The 23,919-nt window shown below is 60.7% G+C and carries 23 protein-coding genes and 1 pseudogene; 14 read left to right on the top strand and 10 right to left on the bottom strand.

Features of this window, described 5'->3' with window-relative positions:
• Positions 1 to 109: 109 nt before the first annotated feature.
• On the bottom strand, positions 110 to 1,675 hold the full coding sequence (locus PMI31_RS27805; RefSeq protein ID WP_008023180.1) for an aldehyde dehydrogenase (NADP(+)): 1,566 nt from the start codon (positions 1,673 to 1,675) through the stop codon (positions 110 to 112).
• Positions 1,675 to 2,307, bottom strand: coding sequence for an isochorismatase family cysteine hydrolase (locus PMI31_RS27800; RefSeq protein WP_008023179.1), 633 nt, complete (start codon positions 2,305 to 2,307; stop codon positions 1,675 to 1,677). The genes PMI31_RS27805 and PMI31_RS27800 overlap by 1 nt, the downstream gene beginning before the upstream one ends.
• A 98-nt stretch (positions 2,308 to 2,405) precedes the next feature.
• On the opposite strand from PMI31_RS27800, the gene PMI31_RS27795 reads away from it, so the two are divergent.
• On the top strand, positions 2,406 to 2,933 hold the full coding sequence (locus tag PMI31_RS27795; RefSeq protein ID WP_008023178.1) for a winged helix-turn-helix transcriptional regulator: 528 nt from the start codon (positions 2,406 to 2,408) through the stop codon (positions 2,931 to 2,933).
• A gap of 196 nt (positions 2,934 to 3,129) precedes the next feature.
• Positions 3,130 to 3,582 carry a cupin domain-containing protein gene (locus tag PMI31_RS27790; protein ID WP_008023177.1) on the top strand — a complete coding sequence of 151 codons (453 nt, stop codon included), beginning with the start codon at positions 3,130 to 3,132 and terminating at the stop codon, positions 3,580 to 3,582.
• A 177-nt stretch (positions 3,583 to 3,759) separates the two neighbouring features.
• On the opposite strand, the gene PMI31_RS27785 is transcribed toward PMI31_RS27790, so the two are convergent.
• Positions 3,760 to 4,179 carry an organic hydroperoxide resistance protein gene (locus PMI31_RS27785; protein WP_008023175.1) on the bottom strand — a complete coding sequence of 140 codons (420 nt, stop codon included), beginning with the start codon at positions 4,177 to 4,179 and terminating at the stop codon, positions 3,760 to 3,762.
• A 231-nt stretch (positions 4,180 to 4,410) separates the two neighbouring features.
• On the bottom strand, positions 4,411 to 5,295 hold the full coding sequence (locus PMI31_RS27780) for a LysR family transcriptional regulator (protein ID WP_008023173.1): 885 nt from the start codon (positions 5,293 to 5,295) through the stop codon (positions 4,411 to 4,413).
• Between the two features lie 78 nt (positions 5,296 to 5,373).
• Between PMI31_RS27780 and PMI31_RS27775 the strand changes: the two genes are divergently transcribed.
• From PMI31_RS27775 to PMI31_RS31540, 6 genes are all read left to right on the top strand, one after another.
• A complete protein-coding gene (locus tag PMI31_RS27775; protein WP_443217039.1) occupies positions 5,374 to 6,822 on the top strand; it encodes an MFS transporter in 1,449 nt (482 codons plus the stop codon).
• A gap of 157 nt (positions 6,823 to 6,979) precedes the next feature.
• Entirely contained in the window at positions 6,980 to 8,983 is a 2,004-nt protein-coding gene (locus tag PMI31_RS31665) for an aminotransferase class I/II-fold pyridoxal phosphate-dependent enzyme (RefSeq protein ID WP_008023170.1), read from the top strand.
• A gap of 27 nt (positions 8,984 to 9,010) precedes the next feature.
• Positions 9,011 to 9,793 carry a transporter substrate-binding domain-containing protein gene (locus PMI31_RS27765; RefSeq protein ID WP_008023168.1) on the top strand — a complete coding sequence of 261 codons (783 nt, stop codon included), beginning with the start codon at positions 9,011 to 9,013 and terminating at the stop codon, positions 9,791 to 9,793.
• A gap of 128 nt (positions 9,794 to 9,921) precedes the next feature.
• Entirely contained in the window at positions 9,922 to 10,635 is a 714-nt protein-coding gene (locus tag PMI31_RS27760; RefSeq protein WP_007981895.1) for an ABC transporter permease, read from the top strand.
• 18 nt (positions 10,636 to 10,653) lie between these two features.
• Positions 10,654 to 11,352 carry an ABC transporter permease gene (locus PMI31_RS27755; RefSeq protein WP_008023167.1) on the top strand — a complete coding sequence of 233 codons (699 nt, stop codon included), beginning with the start codon at positions 10,654 to 10,656 and terminating at the stop codon, positions 11,350 to 11,352.
• Positions 11,352 to 12,353: a DMT family transporter gene (locus PMI31_RS31540; protein ID WP_008023165.1), complete on the top strand. Its 1,002-nt coding sequence runs from the start codon at positions 11,352 to 11,354 to the stop codon at positions 12,351 to 12,353. The genes PMI31_RS27755 and PMI31_RS31540 overlap by 1 nt, the downstream gene beginning before the upstream one ends.
• Here the strand turns inward: PMI31_RS31540 and PMI31_RS30445 are convergent.
• Positions 12,309 to 12,794 (bottom strand): annotated as a pseudogene (locus tag PMI31_RS30445) (TetR family transcriptional regulator C-terminal domain-containing protein); the annotation flags it as partial. The gene PMI31_RS31540 and the pseudogene PMI31_RS30445 sit on opposite strands and share 45 nt — an antisense overlap.
• Before the next feature lie 171 nt (positions 12,795 to 12,965).
• Here PMI31_RS30445 and PMI31_RS27740 point away from each other — a divergent pair.
• The gene (locus tag PMI31_RS27740) at positions 12,966 to 13,982 is read left to right on the top strand and encodes a M14 family zinc carboxypeptidase (RefSeq protein ID WP_008023162.1); all 1,017 of its coding nucleotides are present in this window, start codon (positions 12,966 to 12,968) and stop codon (positions 13,980 to 13,982) included.
• A 77-nt stretch (positions 13,983 to 14,059) separates the two neighbouring features.
• On the opposite strand, the gene PMI31_RS27735 is transcribed toward PMI31_RS27740, so the two are convergent.
• Positions 14,060 to 14,428 (bottom strand): type 1 fimbrial protein, encoded by a 369-nt coding sequence (locus PMI31_RS27735; RefSeq protein ID WP_008023160.1) that lies wholly within the window; start codon positions 14,426 to 14,428, stop codon positions 14,060 to 14,062.
• A gap of 263 nt (positions 14,429 to 14,691) precedes the next feature.
• Here PMI31_RS27735 and PMI31_RS27730 point away from each other — a divergent pair, with 263 nt between their 5' ends.
• From PMI31_RS27730 to PMI31_RS27720, 4 genes are all read left to right on the top strand, one after another.
• Positions 14,692 to 15,150: an HvfA family oxazolone/thioamide-modified RiPP metallophore gene (locus PMI31_RS27730; protein WP_008023158.1), complete on the top strand. Its 459-nt coding sequence runs from the start codon at positions 14,692 to 14,694 to the stop codon at positions 15,148 to 15,150.
• 265 nt (positions 15,151 to 15,415) lie between these two features.
• Positions 15,416 to 15,922 carry a peptide-methionine (S)-S-oxide reductase MsrA gene (msrA, locus tag PMI31_RS27725; protein ID WP_008023156.1) on the top strand — a complete coding sequence of 169 codons (507 nt, stop codon included), beginning with the start codon at positions 15,416 to 15,418 and terminating at the stop codon, positions 15,920 to 15,922.
• Positions 15,923 to 16,090: 168 nt separating this feature from the next.
• Positions 16,091 to 16,492, top strand: a complete 402-nt coding sequence (locus PMI31_RS30440; protein WP_081500361.1) for a GFA family protein — start codon at positions 16,091 to 16,093, stop codon at positions 16,490 to 16,492.
• A gap of 838 nt (positions 16,493 to 17,330) precedes the next feature.
• Positions 17,331 to 19,841, top strand: a complete 2,511-nt coding sequence (locus PMI31_RS27720) for a putative bifunctional diguanylate cyclase/phosphodiesterase (protein ID WP_008023151.1) — start codon at positions 17,331 to 17,333, stop codon at positions 19,839 to 19,841.
• A gap of 148 nt (positions 19,842 to 19,989) precedes the next feature.
• Here the strand turns inward: PMI31_RS27720 and phnE are convergent, their stop codons facing one another.
• The 4 genes from phnE to PMI31_RS27700 are packed head-to-tail and all read right to left on the bottom strand — an operon-like array spanning position 19,990 to position 23,220.
• Positions 19,990 to 20,757 (bottom strand): phosphonate ABC transporter, permease protein PhnE, encoded by a 768-nt coding sequence (phnE, locus tag PMI31_RS27715; RefSeq protein ID WP_008023148.1) that lies wholly within the window; start codon positions 20,755 to 20,757, stop codon positions 19,990 to 19,992.
• Positions 20,754 to 21,581, bottom strand: a complete 828-nt coding sequence (locus PMI31_RS27710; protein WP_008023146.1) for a PhnE/PtxC family ABC transporter permease — start codon at positions 21,579 to 21,581, stop codon at positions 20,754 to 20,756. The genes phnE and PMI31_RS27710 overlap by 4 nt, the downstream gene beginning before the upstream one ends.
• Positions 21,575 to 22,372 (bottom strand): phosphonate ABC transporter ATP-binding protein, encoded by a 798-nt coding sequence (locus tag PMI31_RS27705; protein ID WP_008023144.1) that lies wholly within the window; start codon positions 22,370 to 22,372, stop codon positions 21,575 to 21,577. The genes PMI31_RS27710 and PMI31_RS27705 overlap by 7 nt, the downstream gene beginning before the upstream one ends.
• Positions 22,369 to 23,220 (bottom strand): putative selenate ABC transporter substrate-binding protein, encoded by an 852-nt coding sequence (locus tag PMI31_RS27700; RefSeq protein WP_008023143.1) that lies wholly within the window; start codon positions 23,218 to 23,220, stop codon positions 22,369 to 22,371. The genes PMI31_RS27705 and PMI31_RS27700 overlap by 4 nt, the downstream gene beginning before the upstream one ends.
• A 433-nt stretch (positions 23,221 to 23,653) precedes the next feature.
• Between PMI31_RS27700 and PMI31_RS27695 the strand changes: the two genes are divergently transcribed.
• Positions 23,654 to 23,919, top strand: a 266-nt coding sequence (locus tag PMI31_RS27695; protein WP_008023138.1) for a PAAR domain-containing protein, incomplete at its 3' end; no start/stop codon positions are given.

Below are 23,919 nucleotides of genomic sequence, written 5' to 3'. Positions count from 1 at the left end.
GCGAGCTCGCTCGCGATGGACTCAAGAGCGCCGCGCTTAGCCAGCAAGCACGCGTTTTCGTTAACGACCATCGCGAGCAAGCTCGCTCCTACAGTTAGTGCAATGGCATTTATTGACCGTCCACAAGGCGCGGCAGCCCCAGGGGGTTGCCCTCGCGCAGAGGCTCTGGCAGCAGGGCATCCGGAAAGCCCTGGTAGGCCACCGGGCGCAAGAAGCGCTCGATGGCGGTCATGCCCACTGAGGTAAAGCGGCTGTCCGAGGTGGCCGGGAACGGCCCGCCATGCACGGTGGCAAAACACACTTCCTGCGGATGGGCGAAGGCGTTGACCACGATGCGCCCGGTACGTCGCTCCAAGGTCGGCAACACGCGACGGGCAAGGGGCAGATCGTCCTGTTCAAGATGCAGGGTCGTGCTGAGTTGCCCCTTGAATGAGCGCGCTACCCGTAACAGTTCTTCCTCGTCCCTGACCTTCACCAGCAGCGCGGACGGGCCGAATACCTCCTGGGAAAGCGCCGGTTCGGCGAGAAAGCGTTGGCCATCGACTTCGAACAGCGCCGAGCGGCCATCGACTTCGGCAGTGGATGTCGAACCAACGGCGACGAGGTGGGCGCCAGCCTTCTCAATGTTGCAGAGTCCCTTCAGGTAAGCCCCATGGATACCCGGAGTCAGCATCGTACGTGCCGGTGCCTCGCTAACGCGTTTGCTCATGGCGTGGCGCAATGCTGCAAACCCTGCACCTTCGATGGCAATCAGAATCGCCGGCTTGAGGCAGGCCTGGCCGACGTTGACCAGCATGCGTTCAGCAAAGCCATCGCCAATCTGCATACCCCGTTCGGCGAGTGCCCGGGGCAGGATGAAGGTCGGGTTGACGCTGGTCATTTCGGCGAAGACCGGGATCGGCTCGGGGCGTTGCTGCGCACGCCGATACAGCGCCATGCCACCCTGTTCGGAACCGGTGAAGGTCACGGCCTTGATCAGTGGATGATCGACCAGCGCTTCGCCGATGGCATTGCCGCTGCCACGCACCATCGAGAACACGCCTTCGGGCAGTGCGCATGCCTGCACCGCCTCACGAATGGCACGGGCCTGAATTTCCGAGGCGCCGGGATGTGCGTTGTGCGCCTTGAGAATCACGGTCGCGCCGGCTGCCAGCGCCGAAGCGGTATCGCCACCGGCCACCGAGTAGGCGATGGGAAAATTGCTCGCACCGAAGATCGCCACCGGACCGATGGCGATTTTTTGCAGGCGATGGTCCATGCGCGGGCGTGGCTGGCGCTCGGGTTGTGCCGGGTCGATGGCCAGTTGCAGGAAGCGCCCCTTGCGCACGACATCGGCGAACTGGCGGAACTGGGTGGCTGCCTTGATAGCCTCGCCTTCCAGTTGTGCCTCGGGCAGGCCGGTTTCCAGGGCGGCCCGTGCCGCCAGCGCCTCGCGGACCCTGTCGAGGTTGTCGGCGATGCACTCCAGAAACGCCGCCCGGACGGCGAGCGAGGTATGGCTGTAAACATCGAACGCCTCGTCGGCGAGGACCGCGGCGCGGTCGACGTCGGCGACGCTACCCAGCGCAAACGCCGGTTCAATCGGCTGGTTTGTCGCGGGATTGAGCGCCTTCAGGGTGCCTTCGCTGGTGCCGATATCGCTGGCGCCGATCAGCAGGTTGCCAGTCAGCTGCATCACGCACCTGCCTGTGCCAGCGCGGCAAGGAGTTCTTCGGTGGTCACGATGGAATGGGCGAACGTCGGGCCGTTCAGTTCGTGGGCGGCGTGCATCATTTCCGGCTTGAAGGCGGCGGTCGCATCACGCACCAGTGTCACGTGGTAACCGAGTTCCGAGGCATAGCGGGCGGTCGATTCGATACACGTATTGGCCAGCAATCCCACGACGATCACATGGGTGATGCCTTTTTGCTTGAGGCGCAGATCGAGGTCGGTGTTGGCAAAACCGCTGGAACCCCAATGTTCCTGGGCAATGATGTCGCCGTCCTTCGGTGCGAAATCGGGGTGCCATTCGCCGCCCCATTCGCCACGTGCGAAGTGATGCCCATGCATGATCTTGCATTGGTTCGGAGTTGGGTGGTCCCAGTTTTCGTAGTCGCCTTTTTCCCAGCGCCGGTGCGGTACGATGACCACCTGAATGCCGCGGGCACGCACTGCGCGGTCGAGGGTGCGCAGGTTGCCGAGCAAGCCGACTTGCTCGGCGATCGGTTCGATGTGGGGGTAGACCTTGCCTTTGTCAGCAAGAAAATCATTGTAGGGATCGACCAGCAGATAGGCAGTGCGATCAAGAGGGTAGGTAGCGTTGGACATGACGGTTCTCCGCAAAATATCCGTGGATGGTGAAGTGTAGTTGCTCGGAATTCACGTAGATATGATAATCATAGTAACTAGGAAAGAGGCAATACCGCATGTCGGTGAAAAAAACCGTTTTTGAAACCCTGTGTCCGATTTCCCGGGCCGAATCCGTCGTGGGTGACCGCTGGACGGTGCTGGTGCTGCGCGAATTGTTCATGGGCAGCCATCGTTTTGACGACATCCAGGCGCAGACCGGCGGTACACCGCAAATGGTCGCGGCGCGTTTGAAGAGCATGGAAGCGGACGGGCTCGTGGAACGCCGCACCTACAGCGAACGGCCAAAACGCTACGAATATCACCTCACGGAAAAAGGCGACGCGTTCTACTCGGTGATCCTGGCGCTGCGGGCCTGGGGCGAAACCTGGTGCAAATCGCCCGAGGAAGGGTTGGCGGTGGTGTATACCCACCGCAGTTGCGGCGAGCCGGCCGGACTCGGACCGTTGTGCGTGCATTGCGGGCAACCCTTGCGCCGCGCAGACCTGATCAGTGAACCGAGTGCCGCCTATGTCGCCGAACGCAGCGCCCGGCGCGAAGTGTTCAAGGGCAGTCGCGGGGCGGATGCGGGAGCGGCGGGGGAGTAGACCAGCGACGTGCCCGCAGCGGCGGGTTTGTATCCATGGGTTTGTATCAATAGGTATCGGCGATGCCCGTCGGTACCAAGGCATACAAAACCGGTGTTTCCCGACACCCGGGCGATACATGGCGGCCTTCAAATGGCACCACCGGCATCGCGCCACTTTCGGCGCGGCCTGGCGTGGTTCAACTGGAGGAAAGACAATGTTGCGTATCCACAGCCGTCACACCCTCGGCAAGCTTGGCATCATCCTGGCCGCGGCAGGGCTCGCCAGCGCAGCGAGCCTCGCTCAAGCCCAGGAAGCACAGCCGGCCCCGGCGATGAAAAGCTGGCAGCAGGGCCTGCATCGCACCGACCTGGTTCACGAAGACCTGGGCACTGCCGATCGCGAAGTCCTTCAAGTACTCGTGGACTTCGATCCCAGCGTGACTTCGCCCAAGCATGCCCACCCGGGCGTCGAGGTGGCACACGTGATCAGCGGCACCTTCGAGTATCAACTGGAAGGGCGGCCACCGGTGACGCTCAAGGCCGGTGATTCGTTGTACATCCCTGAAGGCGTTGCCCATGTGGCGAAGAACGTGGGTGGAGGCAAGGCCTCGGAACTGGCGACCTACATCGTGAAGAAAGGCGAACCGTTGCTGATCCTGAAGGAGTAGAGGTCAATTGTAGGAGCGAGCTCGCTCGCGATGGTCGTTAACGATAACGCGTGCTTACTGGCTATGCGCGGAGCTCTTGAGACCATCGCGAGCGAGCTCGCTCCTACAAGGAAGTGTGGTGTTCAAAAGCCTGGCCTGACCGGTATCAAGACGTCAGGCCAGGCTTCTGTGCATCGGTCAAACCAGATTGATCTCCACGTCGATGTTGCCGCGCGTCGCCTTGGAGTACGGGCAAGTCTGATGCGCCAGTTCCACCAACTTGCGTGCGATGGTCGGGTCCAGGCCCGGCAGGCTGACATTCAGACGGGCTTGAAGGAAGAAAGCGTTTTCGGACTTGCCCAGATCGATTTCGGCATCCACGGCAACGTCGCTTGGCAAGGCCACTTTCAGTGCGACGGACGCCTTGCCCATCGCCCCGATGAAACAAGCCGACCAACCCGCCGCCAGCAGTTGCTCAGGATTGGTGCCGGCACCTGAAGAGCCGGGAGGCGAAAGCTTGATGTCCAGACGTCCATCGGTGCTGCGTGCCTGACCATCGCGGCCGCCGGTGGTGTGGGTCTTGCCGGTGTACAGCACGGTATCGATTGCATTGATCATGGTGGTTTTTCCTGTCAGTGGGTCGCTGGAATGCTCGGAAAACCTGCGCTTTCCGATGCGCCCCACTTTTTCATTTCCATGTACTGCCTATATGTCCTGAACCTGGCGGATTTGTATCGCTGTGTAAGGTGGCCGGGAGGAATACAGTTCGATACAAAGCGCTTGAATGCTTTCGACCGGGGAGGATGTGGTGGTCAAGCTGGGCGTTCCACACTGAGTTTTCCGGTGGGGTTATTGACTGCAAACCTCCCACACGCAACCGCGCAGCCAGCGATGGGCCGGGTCGGCGTCCATGCGCGGGTGCCACAGCATCGAAACCGTGATCGGCGGCGTGGCGAACGGCAAGGCAAAGCAATGCATCCCCTGGCACAGATTGCCGACGTGCCGCTCCGGTACGCTGGCGACCAGGTCTGAAGCCCGCGCCAATGCAATCGCAGCAGAGAAACCGGCGACGATGGTGATGATGTCCCGCTTCAGCCCCAGCTCATTCAAGGCATCGTCCATGACGCCTGTTTCGTGACCCCGGCGTGAAACCAGAATGTGCCGGGCGTCGGCATAGCGCACAGCTGTCATCTCACCTTGAGTCAGTGGATGCCCCTTGCGCACCACGCCAATGAACCGGTCGCGAAACAGCATCCGGGTCCGTACTTCCGGGCTGGTCGATTCGCCGATCACACCGGTTTCCAGGTCCACCGAGCCTTCGCGCAGCTTGGTGCTGTCCTTGTTCAGCTTCTGCACGAAATTCAAGCGGACACCGGGCGCCTCTTCGTTGATGCGGGCGATCAGTTGCGGCCCGAAATTTTCGACGAAACCGTCGCTGGTGCGCAGGGTGAACGTACGGGTCAATTGAGCGAGATCGAGTGCCTCGGCGGGGCGCAAGACGGCTTCGGCGTCCTGCACGATCACACCGACGCGTTCACGCAATTCCAGTGCCCTGGGCGTGGGCACCAACCCGCGCCCGGCCCGCACCAGCAGCGGATCGCCCGTGGTTTCGCGCAATCGCGCCAGCGCCCGGCTCATGGCCGACGGGCTCAGGCGCAAACGCTGCGCCGCCCGGGCCACGCTGCCTTCCTCCAGCAAAACGTTCAGGGTGATTAACAGATTCAGGTCGGGCATCGAATCATTTCCTGTAGGGGCAGGTATGTGGCGTCTAGTGCATGAATAAAGTGCAAATGCTGCGTCTTCCGCCATGTTATGACCGGGCTTACGCTCGGGACAACCTATTTGCGGAGTCGCGAGAGAATGAAGTCCATATCGATTCGGGGAGCCTTGGCCAGCCTGTCGTTATCCATGTTGCTGTCGTCCCTGGGCACCAGCATCGCCAACGTTGCACTACCGGCATTGGCCGAGGCGTTTTCAGCGTCGTTCCAGGCCGTGCAATGGGTGGTGCTCGCCTACTTGTTGAGCATCACCGTGCTGATCGTCAGCGTTGGCCGGCTCGGTGATCTCATGGGGCGGCGGCGGTTGCTGCTGATCGGCATTGCGCTGTTTACCGTTGCCTCGATCCTCTGCGCACTGGCACCCAGCCTGTGGCTGCTGATTGCTGCCCGGGCCTTACAGGGCGTCGGCGCGGCGACCATGATGGCGTTGTCCATGGCAATGGTGAGCGCGGCAGTGCCCAAGGAAAAAATGGGCAGCGCGATGGGCGTGCTCGGCACGATGTCGGCAGTCGGCACTTCCCTGGGGCCGACGCTTGGCGGCGTGTTGATCGCACAAGTGGGCTGGCAGGGGATCTTTCTGCTCAACGTACCCTTGGGTGTCTTGGCGTTCGGGCTCGCCTGGCGCTTTTTGCCGGTGGATCGCCACGAGATGACGTCCAATCGGCCAGATTTCGACGCACTCGGCACGCTGGTATTGGTCCTGACCCTGCTGGCCTACACGCTGGCCATGACCCTGGGGCACGGCAGCTTCGGCCCGCTCAATACCGCGCTGCTGCTGGTCGCGGTGATCGGTTTGATCCTGTTCGTGTTCGTCGAGCAGACGGCCACGTCGCCGCTGGTCAAACTGACGATGTTGCGCAATCCGCTGCAGAGCGCAGGGTTCGCCATGAGCATCCTGGTGACCACGGTCGTCATGGCCACCCTGGTGGTCGGCCCCTTCTATCTGTCGGGGGCGCTGGGTTTGAAAGCAATGAGTGTCGGGTTGGTGATGTCTGCCGGCCCGCTGGTGGCGGCATTGGCCGGTGTGCCCTCCGGGCGGCTGGTCGACCGACTGGGCGCGCAGCGTTCGAGCGCGGTCGGCCTGATTGCCATGTTGGCCGGCGCGGCCATCCTGCCGGCCATGCCGATGAGCGTCGGCGTATTCGGCTACCTCGCGCCACTGATGGTGCTCACCGCCGGCTATGCGCTGTTCCAGGCGGCGAACAATACCGCCGTGCTGTCGGACATTGCACCAGAACAACGTGGCGTGATCTCGGGCCTGCTCGGTCTGTCACGCAACCTGGGGTTGATCACCGGCGCTTGCGTGATGGGCGCGGTGTTCGCCTTCGCCACGGCCAGCAGCAACATTGTGCAGGCACCACCGGAAGCGGTCGCGCAGGGGATGCGGGTCACGTTCGTCGTCGCGGCGGTGCTGGTTGTCGTGGCGCTGGTCATCGGCACGCTCAGTCAATTCGTGTCACGGCGCCTGGCAACTTCGTACTGAAAAACGGCGCGACTGTCGTGAAAACGACCTGTTTGCGCTGAACGCGAAGCCTCGTGAGTTTTCTGTTGAACGAGTGTTCAGTCTCGACTATGTTGGGGGCCACCTTCCCCCGGCTGGTTGCGGGCTTGCGTTTCTTCAATTCGAACGAGGCACTGGCATGCGGTTTTCACCCTTTGTTGAGCGGATCAGTGGCCAAGGCGTTGTCGCCTGGGATATTCACTACGCGGCCAATGCGGCACAGCGCAACGGTGAGGACGTGATCATCCTCAGCGTCGGTGACCCGGATTTCCCCACCCCCGATTTCATTACCGACGCCGCCATCCACGCCTTGCGCGAAGGGGATACCCACTACACCGAAATCGCCGGTCGTCAGGCCCTGCGCGAGGCCATTGCCGCTCGCTACAGCCAACTGATCGACCGCGAACTGCAGGCGTCCAACGTCATTCTCACGGCAGGTGCGCAGAACGCCTTGTTCGCCACCTCGATGTGCCTGCTCGGTGCCGGCGACGAAGTGATCGCCTTCGATCCGATGTACGTGACCTACGAAGCGACGCTCAAGGCGTCCGGCGCCACGCTGGTGCGGGTGCCCTGTGCGGCGGACTCGGGTTTTCGCCTCGATGCCGCCGTGTTGGCCAAGGCCATAACCCCGCGCACCCGGGCGATTTTTTTCTCCAACCCGAACAATCCCACTGGCGTGGTACTGGGCCGCGAAGAGCTGCAAGCCATCGCCGACCTCGCCATCGCCCATGACTTGTGGGTGGTGGTCGACGAGGTCTATGAGAGCCTCGCCTACGAGCGCGAACACCTCAGCCTGTCAGCGTTGCCGGGCATGGCCGAGCGCTGCGTGGTGATCGGCAGCCTGTCGAAATCCCATGCCATGACCGGTTGGCGCATCGGCTGGGTCGTGGCCAACGAGGCCCTGATCAATCATGTCGAAACCCTGGTGCTGAGCATGCTGTACGGCCTGCCCGGGTTTGTCATGGAAGCGGCGCTCAAGGCCGTGCAGGCCTTTGATGAAGTCACCCACGGCATGCGCGAGATCTATCGTCGGCGCCGCGATCTGGTGGTGTCCGGCCTGGCCGATTGCCCGGGCATCAGCGTGCTCAACCCCGATGCCGGCATGTTCGTGCTGGTGGACGTGCGTGGCACTGGCCTGACGTCGCTGGAGTTCGCCTGGCGCCTGTTGCGCGAAGCCAGTGTCTCGGTGCTGGATGCCGCGGCATTCGGTGAGCCGGCCCAGGGTTTTGTACGGCTATCGTTCACCCTCAGTGAAGAGCGGCTGGCCCAGGCCTGCCAGCGCATTCGCGACTTTGTCCGGGTGCTCAACGGCGAAGCGCCGAGACCGGTGATCGGCACGGTGACCAGTACCGCAACCGTCGAACCGGCCGCGGCCAAAATCATGATCGAGGTCGATCGCCTGCACAAACGCTTCGGCAATATCGAAGTGCTCAAGGGCGTTTCCCTGACCGCCCGCGAGGGCGAAGTGATTTCCCTGATCGGTGCCAGCGGCTCGGGCAAAAGTACCTTGCTGCGCTGCATCAACATGCTCGAAGTGCCGGACCAGGGGCGCATCCTGGTCGATGGCGAAAGCATTCACCTTAACCAGAATCGTCCCGGCGCACCGCTGGTGTCGGACGCCAAACAGCTGGTGCGCATCAGGTCCAGCCTGGGCATGGTGTTTCAGAACTTCAACCTCTGGCCCCATCGTACGGTGCTGGAAAACCTCATCGAAGCGCCGACCCAGGTCCTGCGTGAAAGCCGTGCGGAGGCCACCGAACGGGCCGAAGCCCTGCTCGAACGCGTCGGGCTTGCGGCCAAGCGCAACGAGTACCCGGCGTTTCTCTCCGGGGGACAGCAACAACGGGTGGCCATCGCCCGGGCCCTGGCCATGCGGCCCAAGGTCATGCTGTTCGATGAACCCACCTCGGCACTCGACCCGGAACTGGTCGGGGAAGTGCTGCGGGTGATCCGCTCCCTCGCCGAAGAAGGCCGGACCATGATCCTGGTGACTCATGAAATGGCGTTCGCACGCGATGTCTCTTCCAAAGTCGCCTTCCTGCATCAAGGGCTGATCGAGGAAACCGGTTCGCCGGACGAAGTGTTCGTACACCCACGCAGCGAGCGTTGCCGACAATTCGTCAACGCTCATCAGACTCGCTAACTCATCATAAAAAGACGGGAAAACAACATGGGAAATCGACGTTTTGCAAACTGGTTGACCGGTGCAGCCTGCGTATTGCTGGCCGGCATGAGTGCGGCGCAAGCGCAACCGATCAGGTTCGCCGTGGCCGCCGAACCCTATCCGCCGTACACAGAGAAGCAGGCCAACGGTGAATGGAAGGGCTTTGAAGTCGACCTGATCCACAAGCTGTGCAGCGAAATGAAAGCCGATTGCGAGATCAAGGAAGTGGCGTGGGACGGCATCATTCCGTCGCTGCTGGCGAAGAAGATCGACGTGATTTTTTCCTCGATGTCGGTGACCGAAGAACGGGAAAAACAGATCGCCTTCAGCAAGGCCTACTACGATTCGGCGATTGCCGTGGTCGGCCCGAAAGAGGCGTCGGTGAAGAAGTACCCGGATGACCTCAAGGGCAAGATCATCGGCGTGCAGAACTCGACCGTGAGTGCCAGTTACCTGAAGACCTACTACGAAAAAATCGCCGACGTTAAGTACTACGACACCCAGGACTCGGCCAACGCCGACCTGATTGCCGGCCGCATCGACCTGATGATGGCCGACGGCACCGCCATGGCCGCGTTCGTCAAGACCCCGGATGCCAAGGACCTGGCCTACCTCGGCACCGTGCCTTATGACCCGATCTTCGGCAAAGGCGTGGGGGCCGGCCTGCGCAAGGACGACACCGAACTCAAGGCTCGGCTCGACAAGGCCATCCAGCAATTGCTGGCAAGCAAGGACTACGACGACCTCTCCCAAAGCTACTTCGGCACCAGCGTGAAACCTGCGTTCTGACCAGAGCACAGATCCTGTAGGAGCCGGCTTGCCGGCGAAGGGGCTCTTGAGGCCGCCAGAAGCTTCGCTGGCAAGCCAGCTCCTACAAGGGTTTGACAGTATTTTCATGGTCGTGACTGGAGGTTGAAATGCCGGCAATGTTCGATCTGATCAATTTCACCGAACAGGGATGGGGCAGTGCGCTGTTGAAGGGGCTCTGGATGACCCTGCAGATTTCCGCCGGGGCCTTTGTGCTCGGGCTGGCCATCGGGCTGGTGGTGGCGTGCCTCAAGCTTGGCGCGCCGAAGCCGATTGCGGCGCTGATGCGCGGCTACACCACACTGTTCCGGGCGGTTCCGGAGTTGCTGCTGATCCTGTTGCTGTACTACGTCGGCTCCATGCTCCTCAATTCACTGATGACCCGACTTGGCTACGGCGTGGTGAATGTCAGCGGTCCGCTGGCGGCCATCGTGGTGCTGGGGCTGGTGCAAGGCGCCTACGCCTCGGAGATTTTCCGCGCGGCGATCCAGGCGATTCCCTTCGGCCAGATCGAAGCGGCCAAGGCGTTCGGCCTGAACGGTTTCGGCCTGTTCCGGCGGGTCACGCTGCCGATCATGGCGCCTTACGCCATGGCCGGGATGGCCAACCTGTGGATCAACCTGATCAAGGACAGTGCGCTGATCAGCGTGGTCGGCACCAACGAGCTGCTGTACACCGCCAAGCAAGGCGCGGGGTCGACGCGCCACTATCTGTTGTTCTACCTCACGGCTGCCGCGTTGTATTACGCGGTGACACTGGCGTCGAACTATCTTTCGGGACGGTTGGAGCGACGCATTCGTCGCTGGATGCCGCTTGTTGACTGAACCGGCAGAGAGAATGAAATGATTCCAGCGTGGATAGTTGAATACGCGGCACTGTTGGGCCGGGGGCTGCAAACCACCCTCGCGATCCTGTTGATCGCCAGTGTGTTCGGGTTTGTTCTGGCGATCCTGGTGGCGCTGGCGCGGATCTCGAAAAACAAGGTGATCGCCAAGGTCAGCCTGTTCTACACCAGCGTGACCCGCGGCACGCCGTTGCTGATCCAGATCTACATTTTCTACTACGGTCTGGGCAGCCTGTTTGCCCAGTTCCCGCTGATTCGCGGCAGCTTCCTCTGGCCGTACCTGCGCGACGGTTACTGGTACATCGTGTTCGCCCTGGTGGTGTCGGTCGGGGCTTATGTCGGCGAAGTGATTCGTGGTGGCCTGCTGGCGGTGCCGAAAGGCGAAATGGAAGCGGCCTCGGCGTTTGGCATGACCGCACGCCAGTCCTTGCTGCGGGTGCGCTTGCCCCGGGCGATGCGCCTGTTGCTGCCGACCCTGGCCGGGGAAACCGTGATGCTGCTCAAGTCCACGGCGCTGGCCTCGACCATCGCCGTGATCGACCTGCTCGGCGCCGCCAACGTGGTCCGCGCACAGACCCTGCAGGTGTACGAACCCTTGTTGCTGGTGGCCGGGGTGTATGTCTGCCTGACCTTCCTGATCGAAGCGCTGTTTGCCTTTGCCGAGCGGCGCGGGACGCCCGTGCGCAGGTCGGCCTGATGAGCTCGCCAAGGGTAGACCGCTCGCTGCAGGGCATTGGCCTGTGCACCTTGGGCTACGCGTTCCTGGCCTTGCAGGATGCGGTGATCAAATGGTTGGTGGCCGATTATTCGGTGGTGACCATCCTGTTCTGGCGCAGCCTGGTGGTCGCCGCGGTGTTGCTGGCCGGGCGCCTGCGCCTGGTCCAGCGGGCCTGGCGCTCGCCGAGCCGGCGCTTGCTGGTGGTGCGCGGATTGCTCTCGATTGTTGCCTGGGTGCTGTACTACACGGCGGCCAGGGACCTGACCCTGGCCGAGATGACCACCCTGTATTTTTCCGCGCCGATCATGGTCACGGTGCTGGCGGCGGTGATCCTCAAGGAGCGCGCCAGCGGCTGGCAGTGGTTCAGCCTGATCGTCGGTTTTGTCGGGGTGGTCATTGCCTGTCGCCCCGACAACATGACCGACCCGTTGCCGATCGTCCTGACCCTGCTGGCGGCGATGTGCTGGGCGTTCACCTACATCCAGTTGCGCCAGGTGGATGAGCAGACGTCAGTGCTGGAGCAGATGCTGATCACCAACGTGGTGTTCGTGATGTGCATGGCGGTCGCACTGCCGTGGACCCACACGCCATTGCCGACGCCCGCCTGGCTGGGCATGCTCGGCGCCGGCCTGGTGGGCGGCATCGGCCAGTTCCTGTTGTTCGCCAGTTTCCGTCGCGCCACCGCGACCTTGCTCGCGCCGTTCGAATACACCGGGCTGATCTGGGCGTTTGCCCTGTCGAGCCTGGTCTGGGGCACGCTGATGGATACGTCGCTGATGATCGGTGCCGGGCTGATCGCGGTCAGCGGCACCCTGGCGATGATCTTCGGCCGGCATTCGTCACAGGACGTCGTCGGTGCCGAATGCTCCGTGACGCAACCCCTTTATCCAGCAGCGGCAGATATGCAGTCCGTTGGCGGCGCTGAAAGTCTCGGGGTTGAGGCACCACTCGAGCCAGAGACCGTCGAGCATCGCCGATAAGCCGATGGCCGCCAGGCGGGTGTCGTGAATCACGAAGCCTTCGCTGGCCGCCAGCCCGTCGAGCAACTGGCGGATCAGATCAAGGTAGGCGCGGTAGCTTTTTTCGTGGGACTGGCTGACGTGTTCGGAGTGGCGGATCAGGCTCCAGAACACCACCCACACGCCGAGCAGCTTCGGGTCCATGACTCTGGGCGAGAACGAGCCTTCGAGAAAGGCATCGATCTTTTGCGCGGGTGTTTCGGCCTGCTCGATTTCCTGCAGCAGGGCAGTGGTCAGTTCGCTGGCGAGCCGTTGGTAGGTTTCAGCGATCAGGGCCTCGATGCTGCCGAAGTGATGGTTGAGCAAACCCACGGACACCCCGGCCTCGGTGGCAATGCGCCGTACGGATATCCCGGCGTGACCGTCGCGGCCCAGGCAGCGCAGGGTGGCAGCCACCAGCATTTCGCGGCGGTCATCGGGTTCGGCGCGGCGGTTTTTCGGGGCATCGGTTGTCACGAGGTTGTCCTTGGGTGAGGTTCCACGTTGCCGAGCTTAGTTGAACGTCTGTTCAATCACCAGCTTCGACAGCAGCGATACAACGTTTTTCAACGTTCATGACGAGAGGGAAAGCCAATGCCGCAGGATCTTTCATTCAGCGTTCGCAACAACAATGGCGATGCCGTGCGGGTTGGCGCCTGGCGCTACGAGGGCAATGGCAGCGGGCCGAAGGTGCACCTGCAGGCCGGCGTACATGCCGATGAAATCGCCGGGATGCTGGTCCTGCACCTGCTGATGCAACGACTTCAGGTCGCCGAGACCCAGGGCCGGCTCAAGGGCAACATCACCGTCGTGCCGCAGGCCAATCCGCTGGGCATCGGGCAGTTTCGCCAGGGGCGGATTCTTGGCCGCTATCACGACGCCACCGGGCATAACTTCAATCGCTCGTTCGACCAGTCGGCGGCCATGGAACGACCGTCGACCTGCGTCCAGCAATGGCAGAAAAAACTCGTGCAACTGGCAGCCGAGGCCGATGTGATGCTCGACCTGCACACCGATGACGAGGCCTTGCCGTACCTCTACGTGCACCGCAGTTTCTGGCCCCGTGGCCGTGAACTGGCGGCGGCGATGAAGATGGACGTGGCCATCATCTGGGATGACGGCGGCGATGGCTCCTTCGAGGAAACCATCATTGCCCCGTGGTTGCGCGAAGGCGTCACCGGGCACCGCATGGCGGCAACGCTGGAGCTGCGCGGACAAGGCGATGTCAGCGACCGTTTCGCGCAATCGGATGCCGAAGGGCTGTACAACTGGCTGTGCGGTTGCGGCGTCATCGATGAGTCAGTGGCGCCCGCAGACTGGCCTGTCGAGGCGGTGGAAATGGGCCACATGGAGACCATCATCGCCCCACAACCCGGTGTGCTGATCTTCGAAAAAGAGCTGGGGGATTTCGTCGAAGAAGGGCAGTGCTTTGCACGGATTCTCAGGACCCCGGGTGATCCGTCCTCCGAAGTGGTGCTGCACGCCGAACAAGCGGGGCGCCTGGTGACGCGCTATCGCGACCGCCTGATATCCCAGGGCATGGGCGTGGCGAAATTCACCGGCAGCCGGGTGTCGCGCAACTGGAGTGGCGGGTTGCTGGACCCGAACTAAGCCTCAACCTCGCCACAAGGTCAGCGTTAGCCACAGGTTCGGTGGTAGTTTCAGCCAACATCAGCCCGACTCAGTTGTCAGGGAAGGCTGAGGGTAATCAGGTAGCTCCCCGAACGGATCGGCGAACCCGCATCATCCACCAACACATACTGCTGATCGAAATAGCGACCTTCCGGACCACTGTCAGCGAGCAGTTTGACGTTGACGCGGGTTTGACCGACAGCGCTCACACTGGCGGTCGGGGCAATGGTGTTTGCCTCAATCCCCATCGCGCGACTCTGGGCAGAGCATTCGTAAAGTTCGAATGTGCCATCCGTACCCACGCGTGACTGACAGCCCGGCTCGACAATGCTGCCTTGAAACCTGATGGTGCCCGGCGCCGCCAGGCACGCACCACTGAGTGCGAACAAAAGACTCAATCCCGCTGCTATACGTTTACCGTTCATGTCTGACGCTCCTTGAGTTGTAAGGTCTAGGTCGTCAATGAACTCCAGAAGCTTTAGGCATTTGTTGTATCACCGTGTATCAAGGCACGACATCCTCGCACAGCCATACAAAACCTGCTCTCCACGGATACAGCCTGGATACACCACGGGGGCCAAATACACCTGCCAGAGCGAGATGCACAACGCGCCTCGCAATCAGGTTCATTAACCCTTGTGGTACGACCAATAGTGGTCCAGCCACGCCATTGATCCGGAGTATCAACATGTCTCGTATCCAGTCGAACAAAACCCGCATTGGCCTGATCGCTGTTGCACTGGTCGGCGGTATCAACTTCGCGTCCACCGCGTTTTCGGCCGAAGCCTTGCCTCAGGGCTATCAACTGGCTTCCGCGGAGAAGACCAGCGAAGGCAAATGTGGCGAAGGCAAGTGCGGTGCCGAAGCCAGCGCGAAAAAGACCCAGGCCGAGGGCAAGTGCGGTGAGGGCAAGTGCGGCGATGCTTCTTTCGCCAGAACCGACGCCGATCATGACGGCCGCGTGTCGCTCAAGGAACTGTTGGCGGTGGCGCCCAATGGCACTGAGGAATTCAAGGCGATAGACACCAACGGCGACGGCTTCCTGTCCGAGGGTGAGACGTACAAGTACCGCACCAACCAGTTCATCTCCAACGGCAAGAAAGTACCGACCGAGCTGTACACCAAGTTGAGCCAGGCCAAAGACTGATCGGCCGCAAACAAAAAACCCTTCCTGCGTTGACGCGCAGGAAGGGTTTTTTGCGTGGGCAGTACTGGTTTGGTCGTCAGGCGCGAAATTGCACTCTACTTGACCACCGGTTGCATCGGATTTAACCAGCAGGCTTTGTAACCATGACTGGCAGAGAACGGTCAGGAGCGGTCATTCCAGTTCTGTTTGCGCGAAACCTTGGAATTTGCCAACACGCCCTCATAACAATGGCTATACCCAACGTCCCCGAGAGGAAGGACAGACCATGACCAGACAAACCGAAACTGCCATTCTCGCCGGTGGCTGCTTCTGGGGCATGCAGGATCTGCTGCGGCGCTATCCCGGTGTGCTGCACACTCGGGTTGGTTATACCGGCGGCGATGTGCCGAATGCCACCTACCGCAACCATGGCAACCACGCCGAAGCCATCGAGATCGTCTTCGACCCTGCCGTGATCAGCTACCGGCAGATCCTTGAGTTCTTCTTCCAGATACACGACCCCACCACGCCCAACCGTCAGGGTAATGACCTGGGCCCCAGCTATCGTTCGGCGATCTACTACCTCAACGAACAGCAACGCGACATTGCCGAGGACACGGCTGCAGATGTCGATGCTTCACGCCTGTGGCCAGGCCGGGTAGTCACCGAAATCGAACCGGCGGGGCCTTTTTGGGAAGCGGAACCAGAGCACCAGGATTACCTCGAACGTATACCGAATGGCTACACCTGCCACTTCATCCGCCCGAACTGGAGGCTCCCCAAGCGCGCCTGAAAGTCGAATTTGTGAGGCGCAGAGGTGACCGCTAGCTGCCTTTCGCGAAGGGCCGCTTCTGGCCGTTTTCTGCTTCAGACGACAGGCAGAAATCGGCCAGAAGCGGCTGGTCGACTGATCAAATTGAGATGGTTAAGCTGGCGTTTTTTCAGGTACGCGGACGGGCGGATGACAGAGGTATACCAAGGAAGCTGCCTATGCGCAGCGGTCAGTTATGAACTACTCACTCCGCCAAAAGCAGTGAGTCATTGTCATTGCAGCCAGTGTCGCAAAGGTCACGGTGCAGCATTTGCTTCGTATGGCAGTGTACCCCGCAGCGCGCTGCGGATACTAAACGGTGCCACCAACATTACAACCTATTCTTCCTCAGAGACGGTGTTGCGTGAGTTCTGCGCGCAGTGCGGTTCGACCTTGTTCTGGTCACGCTCTGAAGGCGAATTTGCCGATTGGGTTTCGATAGCGCTAGGCACACTCGACACGCCGTTCGCTGCTCAAAAGCAAAAACACGTTCATGTCGCCTCCGCCGTCCACTGGTATACGCCATCCAAATTATGTCCTCAGGTCGACTGACTGCTTTTGGGTTGAAAGCTGCCGACCATCAAGGGCTGCTACCGACCTGGAGCAGTCGGCAAACAGAATAACGGCAAATTAGTGGCTATGCTTGGTCTGCTGTCGAAACTGATCAGGCAGTCCGGCAGGCTGCGCGGAAATGACCCGCAACGTGCCCTATGTCACCCGACTATTCTGCGTGAAGCATCCAGTTCAGGGGCGCAAATCCGCAACGACACTCGGGAAGACATAGAGCAAACCCTGCACCTGCAGGCGCAGGGTTTGGGCTGGATCTGTCGGGATCACTCAGGATCGAATCGACGTTCGCTACGTTGCGGCCGGGCACTGCGAAAACGGGGATATGCTCACCCCAGCCATGCTGGCCAAGGTCTGCACGCTCGCCAGAGGCGCAGAACGAGGCTGAGGAAATTGAAAGAAACAGAACATCTGGCAAAAGTGATTGCCGACGTTCAGTTCTACAATGAAGAGCGAGGAGAATCGTTACCTGAAACGATGATGTCAAACACAACAAATGAAAATGATTTCGTTTTATCGCCGAAATGTTAAGAGACTGCTTCCGAGAGTAAAAAATTTCACCATGAAATTAGCATCGCCAAATGCATTGCTTAGTGTCGAATAGTTGGTTGGCGTGACACTTGAGACGTATAGCTTCGGTAGCTATTGCTTGTCTCGGGAGCTTCGCTCACGAAAACCGGCGTGAATCCGGAACAGAGAAAAAATTTGGCTAATGCTACGTGCGGTGTGTTCTCAGGTTCAGGTGTCGGCACAAGAGGTTAACTGGTTTCCGAATACCGCTTCTATTGGTCAATTTAGAAGGATTATGTTTGGAGATTGTGAAATGGATTCTTTCAGGAATAGAAGCGCCGCAAAGCAAGCCATACCCACCAGTTCAAATAAGCCGCGCTCGACCAAATGGCACCGCATGTACTTTTTTCTTGCGGGATTCGACGTGCTGGTTGTTGTGCTTAGCGTGCTATTGAATCACCTGATCGTCGATACCTATCACCGCTCCATCAAGGCAAACCAGTCGTGGGTCCAACAGCTGTCGAGCTATTCAACGCTGGGCAGCCTGGCTTCCACAGTCAATGCGCCGGGCAATAATGTGTTCGATACACATAATGTTGAAGCCGAATCGCGGAACATGGATGAAGCCTTGCGCGCCTTCAACGAGCATTTGGCATTGGCCAAAAAACAGTTGGAAGCACGGATCGCCAATGAGGCTGAACACAGTGCAGATATACAAGCCTTTACCCTTGCATTGAAGGATGAGGTGGGTGCAATTGATGCCGCGATGGTCGAAATGGTGAACGAGGCCTTGCTGATCTTTTCCTACTTCAGGGAAGGGCAGTCGGATAATGCCGGCAAACGCATGGCAACGATGGACAGGAAGTTTGCCCTGTTGCTCGCCTCACTCAGTACCGTGCGCGATCGCGTTGGCCTGATTCAAAGCAAGCTCCTGGAGGAGGAGCTTGAGTCGGTCGAAGAACTGCGCCGGGTCGAATACGCGATCATGGTGTTCGTGCTACTGATGGTCAGTGCGGCCGTTATCTACGGGGGCAAGATCAGGCGCGAAATGGAGTCGCAAGCAGCCGAAAGGGAAGGTTATCTGGCAGTGCTGAGCGAAAGCGAGAAGCAGGCCCGCCAGCAAGCATCGCTGCTGGACAAGGCCCAGGACGCCATTGTCGTTCACGGGATGGATAACCGCATCCTGTACTGGAACAAAAGTGCCGAGCGTCTCTACGGTCTGTCAAAGGAAGAGGCACTCGGCAAATCGGCACAGGAGTTGATCTACCAGGGTAGCGCCGCTTTCAATGCGGCCACTAACAGCCTGATAGAAACGGGTGACTGGGCGGACGAAGTTACACTTCGACGCCGGGATGGCTGCACCATCACGCTCGAAAGTCATCGAACCCTGGTGCGAGACGATGATGGCCAGCCGCAATCCGTTCTGTCGATCAATACTGACATCACCCACCGTAAGACCGCTGAGCAAGAGGTCCAGCGTTTGGCCTTCTACGATCAATTGACCGGGCTGGCCAACAGGCGGCTCATGTTGGACCGGTTACAGCATCTGCTGGCGGGCAGCTCCCGTAGCCTGCATACGAGCGGGATAATTCTCATTGACCTGGATAACTTCAAGGCACTGAACGACACGCTGGGGCATGACAGAGGCGACATGTTGCTGCAGCAAGTTGCTCTGCGCCTTTGCGGCTGCATACGCGAGAGCGACACCGTGGCTCGCCTGGGCGGAGACGAATTCGTCGTCCTGCTGGATGGCCTTAATGAGAATCCTCCAGAAGCAGCTATCCAGGCCAAGGCTATTGGCGAAAAGATTCTCAACTCTCTGAACATTTCCTACCAGTTGGATGGATATGAGCACCACAGCACCCCCAGCCTCGGCATTGCGCTGTTCCAGGGGCAGTTGAGCACGGTGGACGATATTATGAAGCGCGCTGACCTGGCGATGTATCGCGCCAAGGCGGCGGGCCGCAATACCATGCGCTTCTTCGATCCGGAAATGCAGGCAGTTGCCACGGCACGCGCCAGACTGGAAGTAGACTTGCGCCAAGGCTTGCAGGGCAACGAATTCCTTCTTCATTACCAGCCGCAGGTGAATAGTGAGGGCCGTATCATTGGCGCAGAGGCACTGATGAGATGGCAGAATCCTGAGCGCGGAGTCGTGTTTCCAGGCGAGTTCATTCCATTGGCAGAGGAAACGGGGTTGATTCTGCCGTTAGGCCGTTGGGCGCTGCAGGCAGCCTGCACTCAGCTGGTTGCCTGGGCAAAGCATTCGGAAACCGCCCGACTGGGTATGGCTGTGAATGTCAGCGCCCGCCAGTTTCACCATCCGGACTTCGTCGAGGAGGTACTGCAAGTACTGAGATACACGGGGGCCGATCCGAAGAAATTGAAACTGGAACTGACCGAAGGCCTGCTGATAGAGGATATGGAAGGTACTGTCGCCAAAATGATCGAGTTGAAAAAGATCGGCATAGGCCTTTCGCTGGATGATTTCGGAACCGGCTACTCGTCACTGTCATACCTGAAGAGCCTTCCGCTGGATCAACTCAAGATCGACCAGTCCTTCATCAGAGATGTGCTGGTTGATCCCAACGACGCCGCCATCGCCTGCGCGATTGTGAGCCTGAGCCAGATATTGGGGCTTTCGGTGATTGCAGAAGGTGTGGAGACAGAAGCTCAGCGCGCCTTTCTGGTCAAGCATGGCTGCCAGACCTACCAGGGCTACCTGTTTTCCCCGCCACTGCCAGCCGAACAATTTGAGGAGTATGTTCACGAAAGATTAATGACGAGCACTGATTTTCCACGGACCAAGACTAAATCGCCATAACTGCGTAGGTGCTTGGGAACGTCCGCTTTCGGCTGTGGATTCACAGTCGTTTTCTGCCGGTCATAGCCATAAAACGCGGCAGTCAACTCCATACAAATGGTTGCTCAGCCCGAATGCAATCAGGTGAGCAAATCCATGCAATCCCCCATCACGCCTTGACCCAGCGCTGGCGGCTCCAGCTGCTCAGCCCGTCGACGGCAAACACCAGCAGCAACATGGCCAGGATCACCGTGCTGGCCTGGGCCTCCTGGAACAGGCTGAGGCTGACATAGAGCATCTGCCCCAAACCGCCAGCGCCGACAAAACCGAGCACGCTGGCCATGCGGATGTTGTTTTCCCAGCGGTACAGGATGTACGCCAGCAGTTGTGGGAACAGGTTGGGCAGGGTGCCGTAACAGAAGGCCCAGACGACATTACCGCCCTGCAAACGGATGGCTTCGGCGGGTTGCGGCGGGGTGTTTTCCAGTGCTTCGGCGAACAAGCGGCCGAGCACGCCGGTGGTATGCATGGCCAGCGCCAGGGTACCGGCGTTCGGGCCGAGTCCGGCGGCCAGCACCATCAGCGCGGCCCACACCAGTTCGGGAATGGCGCGAAGGGCGTTGAGCACAAGGCGCGACGCGCTTTGCAACGGCCAACCGAAACGCCCGGCCGCCGGCAGTGCCAACAGCATGCCGAACACCGCGGCGAGCAGGGTGCCGAGGGCCGACATGGCCATGGTTTCCACGGCACCACGGCCGATGGCTTGCAGATGGCCGGCGCTCAGGTCCGGGCTGAGAAAGCGCAGCACGTAGGCGCCCATCTGCTTCAGGTTACCGCCGCCGGTCAGTTCGCCGAGATCGATGCCCAGATAGCTGAACGAGGCGACGACCGCTGTGCCGATGCCCAGGATCAGCAGCAGGTTGACCAGGCGATTCATGCGAACCTCCAGCGCAGCAGGCGGCTGATCTGATCGGCGAAGAGCACCAACAGGAGAAAGGTCAGCAACATGCTCGCCACTTCACCGCCGGCGAACATGCGCAACGACAAGTCAATCTGCTGGCCCAGCCCGCCGGCGCCGACGAACCCCATCACCACGGAGGCGCGGATCGCACATTCCCAGCGATACACCGTGTACGACAGCAATTCCGCCCCGACATTGGGCAGGATGCCGTAGCAGAATGCCGCCAGCCGGCCACTGCCGGCTTGCAGCAGTGAGTGGGCGGGGCGCTGGTCGACCGATTCGAAGATCTCCGCGTAGACCTTGCCCAGCATGCCGCTGTAGGTGATGGCAATGGCCAGCACCCCGGCCGTCGGGCCAAGGCCGACGGCGCGCACGAAGAGCAAGGCCCAGACGATTTCCGGCACGCTGCGCAGGAAGATCAGCAGCCCGCGCACCGGCCAGCGCATCAGTCGGCCCAGGGCACTCGGGCGACCACTGCGCGAGGCGGCCGACAGCGACAGCGCCCGGCTGGCCAGCAGGCTGGCGGGCACGGCCAACAGCAAGGCCAGGGCCATGCCGGCGGTGGCGATGGCCAATGTCTGCAGTGTGGCTTGCCACAGCAACTGGAGGAATTCTTCGCCATGGGCGGGTGGCCAGAAGGCTGAAACAAAACGGCCCATCTCACTCTGGCTGTCGGCTTTGAGCAATACACCCAGGTCCAGTTCGCTGAAGTGGATGCCGGGCCACAGCAGGGCGAGCGCCAACAGACTGAGCACCAGACGAGGCAGGGTGGCCGGGTCCCGCATATCACGCGTCAGCATCGGGGAATCTGCACACTCAAGGGCATAACCGGGACGGGCGGCGATTGCAGTTGCTCGTTGGCGTAGAGCTTGTCGAGCAACCCGTGGTCGACGTCGCTGGCGGGAAGGTCGAAAAGGACCTGGCCATCGCGCAGGCCGATGATGCGTGAGAAGTGCGTCAGGGCCAGCTCCACGGCATGCAGGCTGGCGACCAGCGTCACCTTGTGTTCCCGGGCGTGGCGGCAGAGGATCGACAGGGTATGTCCGGCCAGTACGGGGTCCATCGCCGACACCGGCTCATCGGCCAGCAGCACCTCGGGGGCCTGGTACAGCACGCGGGCAATGCCCACGCGCTGCAGTTGGCCGCCGGACAATTGCTGGCACTGGGCGAACAGCTTGTCACTGAGGTCCAGCTTGAGCAGTGCCGCCCGCGCTCCCGGAACATCCACCGGATGCAGCAGGCTCAACAGGCTTTTGGCAAATCCCCATTGCCCCAGCTTTCCGGCCAGCACCGCCGTGACCACCCGTTGCCGCGGTGGCAGTGGCGGCGCCTGATGGACCAGGCCGATGCGTGCGCGCAATCGCTGGCGCTGTCGGGCGCCGAGCTGCCAGGCGTGCTCGCCGAGCACCTCGACCGTGCCGCTGCCGGGACGCAGGGCGGTCGCCAGCAGGTTGAGCAGGCTCGACTTGCCGGCACCGGACGGCCCGATGATTGCGACCTGCTCACCGGCAGCGATGTGCAGGTCGACCTCATGCAGCGCACGCACGCCATTGCCGTGGGTGAGGCTGACCCGGTTCAGATGCAATGTCATTTCAGCAGGTCGGCAGCGCGTGCGGCTTCCTCGATGCCCTTGTAGTTCTCAGGCTTGGTCTCGATGAAGCGGCTGGCGGCCTGCAGATCCAGAATCGCTTTTTGCTCCGGGTTGGCCGGATCGAGCGCGAGCAAGGCTACCTTGATCTTGTTGGCCAGGGCTGGGTCGAGGGTGCCGCGCACGGTCCAGTTGTAATCGAAGTAGGCCGGCGTGGTGGCAAAGACCTTGACCTTGTCGGTGTCGACCTTGCCGGCCTTGACCAGTTTTTCCCAGACGCTGGCGTTGAGTACACCGGCGTCAACTTTGCCCGCCTGGACCCAGGCGACAGTGGCGTCGTGGGCACCGGAGTAGCCGACGCGGCTGAAGTAGGTTTCCGGCTTGATACCGTCCTGCAGCATGAAATAGCGCGGCATCAAACTGCCCGACGTCGACGACACCGAACCGAAGGCAAAGGACTTGCCCTTGAGGTCGGCCAGCGACTTGACCGCCGGGTCGGCGGTGATGAATTTGCTGGTGAACTGGGCATCCTGCTCACGCTGTACCAATGGAATGGCATTGCCGGTTTTCAGTCGCGCCTGCACGAAGGTGAAACCGCCCAGCCAGGCCATGTCGATGCGGTCAGTGGCCAGCGCCTCGACCACCGCCGGGTAGTCGGACACCGGCACGAACTCGACTTTCATGCCCAGTTGTTGCTCGAGATAAGCGCCCAGAGGCGTGAACTTTCGCAGCAATTCGGTCGGGGCTTCGTCAGGAATGGCGCTGACCTTGAGGGTGTCGGCAGCCTGTGCCAGCAGGGCGGAAAAGGATAGGGACAGGCCGACGGCCAATGCCAGGGTACGTTTGAGCATGGAAGTTCTCCGGTTCAATAGCGGAAAAATGTCGATGCGCCCCGCACAAGCTGATTGCTGCACGACGCTTCGTGAGGGTAGACGAAAACGCCGCGATTATAGGGACTCTTGCGTGCCAGACCAGCAAAACCTGTAGGAGCGAGCTTGCTCCGGGCGGCGTTCCGACGATGCACGCTAACGATTACGCGTGCAGGCTGGAAAAATACGGTTTCCTTCACATTTTTCGCCGGAAGACCGTAGCAGAAGGCGATTGATTCTCCATTTCCTACACGCATCCCGGAAACGTCCCATTTACCTTCATTTCCCCTGCGTTAACCCTGTGCGCCGCGCTTGGCCATGCCTCCCTTTTCACTCGGGAGCGGGAGCCATTTGAGTGTTGGCGGGCGCACCGAGCGCCGTGCCTCGAGTCGTCAACAGACAGGAAGTTCAAGCAATGACAGAGGGATATTTCCTGCGCAAGGATGACTGGACCACCTGCGGCGGCAAGGTGCTGGATGCCGATTGCCACCTGATGATGTTTGACTTTGCCGCCGCGTGCGCCGGGGACCCGGTTTCCTGCGGCAAGGACAACAGGATCTACGCCATCGTCGGTGGCATTTCACACATCGAAAGTCACGGCAGATTGGTGGCCGGCACGCTGGACAGTTTCAGCAGTTGCCCCTGCAACGCCAGACTGATTCCATCCGTGCTCGATACCAC

Origin of the sequence: Pseudomonas sp. GM55 (assembly GCF_000282395.1) — a bacterium.
Classification (GTDB): domain Bacteria; phylum Pseudomonadota; class Gammaproteobacteria; order Pseudomonadales; family Pseudomonadaceae; genus Aquipseudomonas; species Aquipseudomonas fluorescens_CC.
Note: the sequence above shows the minus strand (reverse complement) of the source record. Positions and strands in the feature narration are given on the sequence as shown.

Bases quoted from the DNA above. Each gene is read 5' to 3' on its own strand.
- PMI31_RS27805 (WP_008023180.1), bottom strand. From the start codon at position 1,675: ATGCAGCTGACTGGCAACCTGCTGATCGGCGCCAGCGATATCGGCACC.
- PMI31_RS27800 (WP_008023179.1), bottom strand. From the start codon at position 2,307: ATGTCCAACGCTACCTACCCTCTTGATCGCACTGCCTATCTGCTGGTC.
- PMI31_RS27795 (WP_008023178.1), top strand. From the start codon at position 2,406: ATGTCGGTGAAAAAAACCGTTTTTGAAACCCTGTGTCCGATTTCCCGG.
- PMI31_RS27790 (WP_008023177.1), top strand. From the start codon at position 3,130: ATGTTGCGTATCCACAGCCGTCACACCCTCGGCAAGCTTGGCATCATC.
- PMI31_RS27785 (WP_008023175.1), bottom strand. From the start codon at position 4,179: ATGATCAATGCAATCGATACCGTGCTGTACACCGGCAAGACCCACACC.
- PMI31_RS27780 (WP_008023173.1), bottom strand. From the start codon at position 5,295: ATGCCCGACCTGAATCTGTTAATCACCCTGAACGTTTTGCTGGAGGAA.
- PMI31_RS27775 (WP_443217039.1), top strand. From the start codon at position 5,374: ATGACCGGGCTTACGCTCGGGACAACCTATTTGCGGAGTCGCGAGAGA.
- PMI31_RS31665 (WP_008023170.1), top strand. From the start codon at position 6,980: ATGCGGTTTTCACCCTTTGTTGAGCGGATCAGTGGCCAAGGCGTTGTC.
- PMI31_RS27765 (WP_008023168.1), top strand. From the start codon at position 9,011: ATGGGAAATCGACGTTTTGCAAACTGGTTGACCGGTGCAGCCTGCGTA.
- PMI31_RS27760 (WP_007981895.1), top strand. From the start codon at position 9,922: ATGCCGGCAATGTTCGATCTGATCAATTTCACCGAACAGGGATGGGGC.
- PMI31_RS27755 (WP_008023167.1), top strand. From the start codon at position 10,654: ATGATTCCAGCGTGGATAGTTGAATACGCGGCACTGTTGGGCCGGGGG.
- PMI31_RS31540 (WP_008023165.1), top strand. From the start codon at position 11,352: ATGAGCTCGCCAAGGGTAGACCGCTCGCTGCAGGGCATTGGCCTGTGC.
- PMI31_RS27740 (WP_008023162.1), top strand. From the start codon at position 12,966: ATGCCGCAGGATCTTTCATTCAGCGTTCGCAACAACAATGGCGATGCC.
- PMI31_RS27735 (WP_008023160.1), bottom strand. From the start codon at position 14,428: ATGAACGGTAAACGTATAGCAGCGGGATTGAGTCTTTTGTTCGCACTC.
- PMI31_RS27730 (WP_008023158.1), top strand. From the start codon at position 14,692: ATGTCTCGTATCCAGTCGAACAAAACCCGCATTGGCCTGATCGCTGTT.
- msrA (WP_008023156.1), top strand. From the start codon at position 15,416: ATGACCAGACAAACCGAAACTGCCATTCTCGCCGGTGGCTGCTTCTGG.
- PMI31_RS30440 (WP_081500361.1), top strand. From the start codon at position 16,091: ATGACAGAGGTATACCAAGGAAGCTGCCTATGCGCAGCGGTCAGTTAT.
- PMI31_RS27720 (WP_008023151.1), top strand. From the start codon at position 17,331: ATGGATTCTTTCAGGAATAGAAGCGCCGCAAAGCAAGCCATACCCACC.
- phnE (WP_008023148.1), bottom strand. From the start codon at position 20,757: ATGAATCGCCTGGTCAACCTGCTGCTGATCCTGGGCATCGGCACAGCG.
- PMI31_RS27710 (WP_008023146.1), bottom strand. From the start codon at position 21,581: ATGCTGACGCGTGATATGCGGGACCCGGCCACCCTGCCTCGTCTGGTG.
- PMI31_RS27705 (WP_008023144.1), bottom strand. From the start codon at position 22,372: ATGACATTGCATCTGAACCGGGTCAGCCTCACCCACGGCAATGGCGTG.
- PMI31_RS27700 (WP_008023143.1), bottom strand. From the start codon at position 23,220: ATGCTCAAACGTACCCTGGCATTGGCCGTCGGCCTGTCCCTATCCTTT.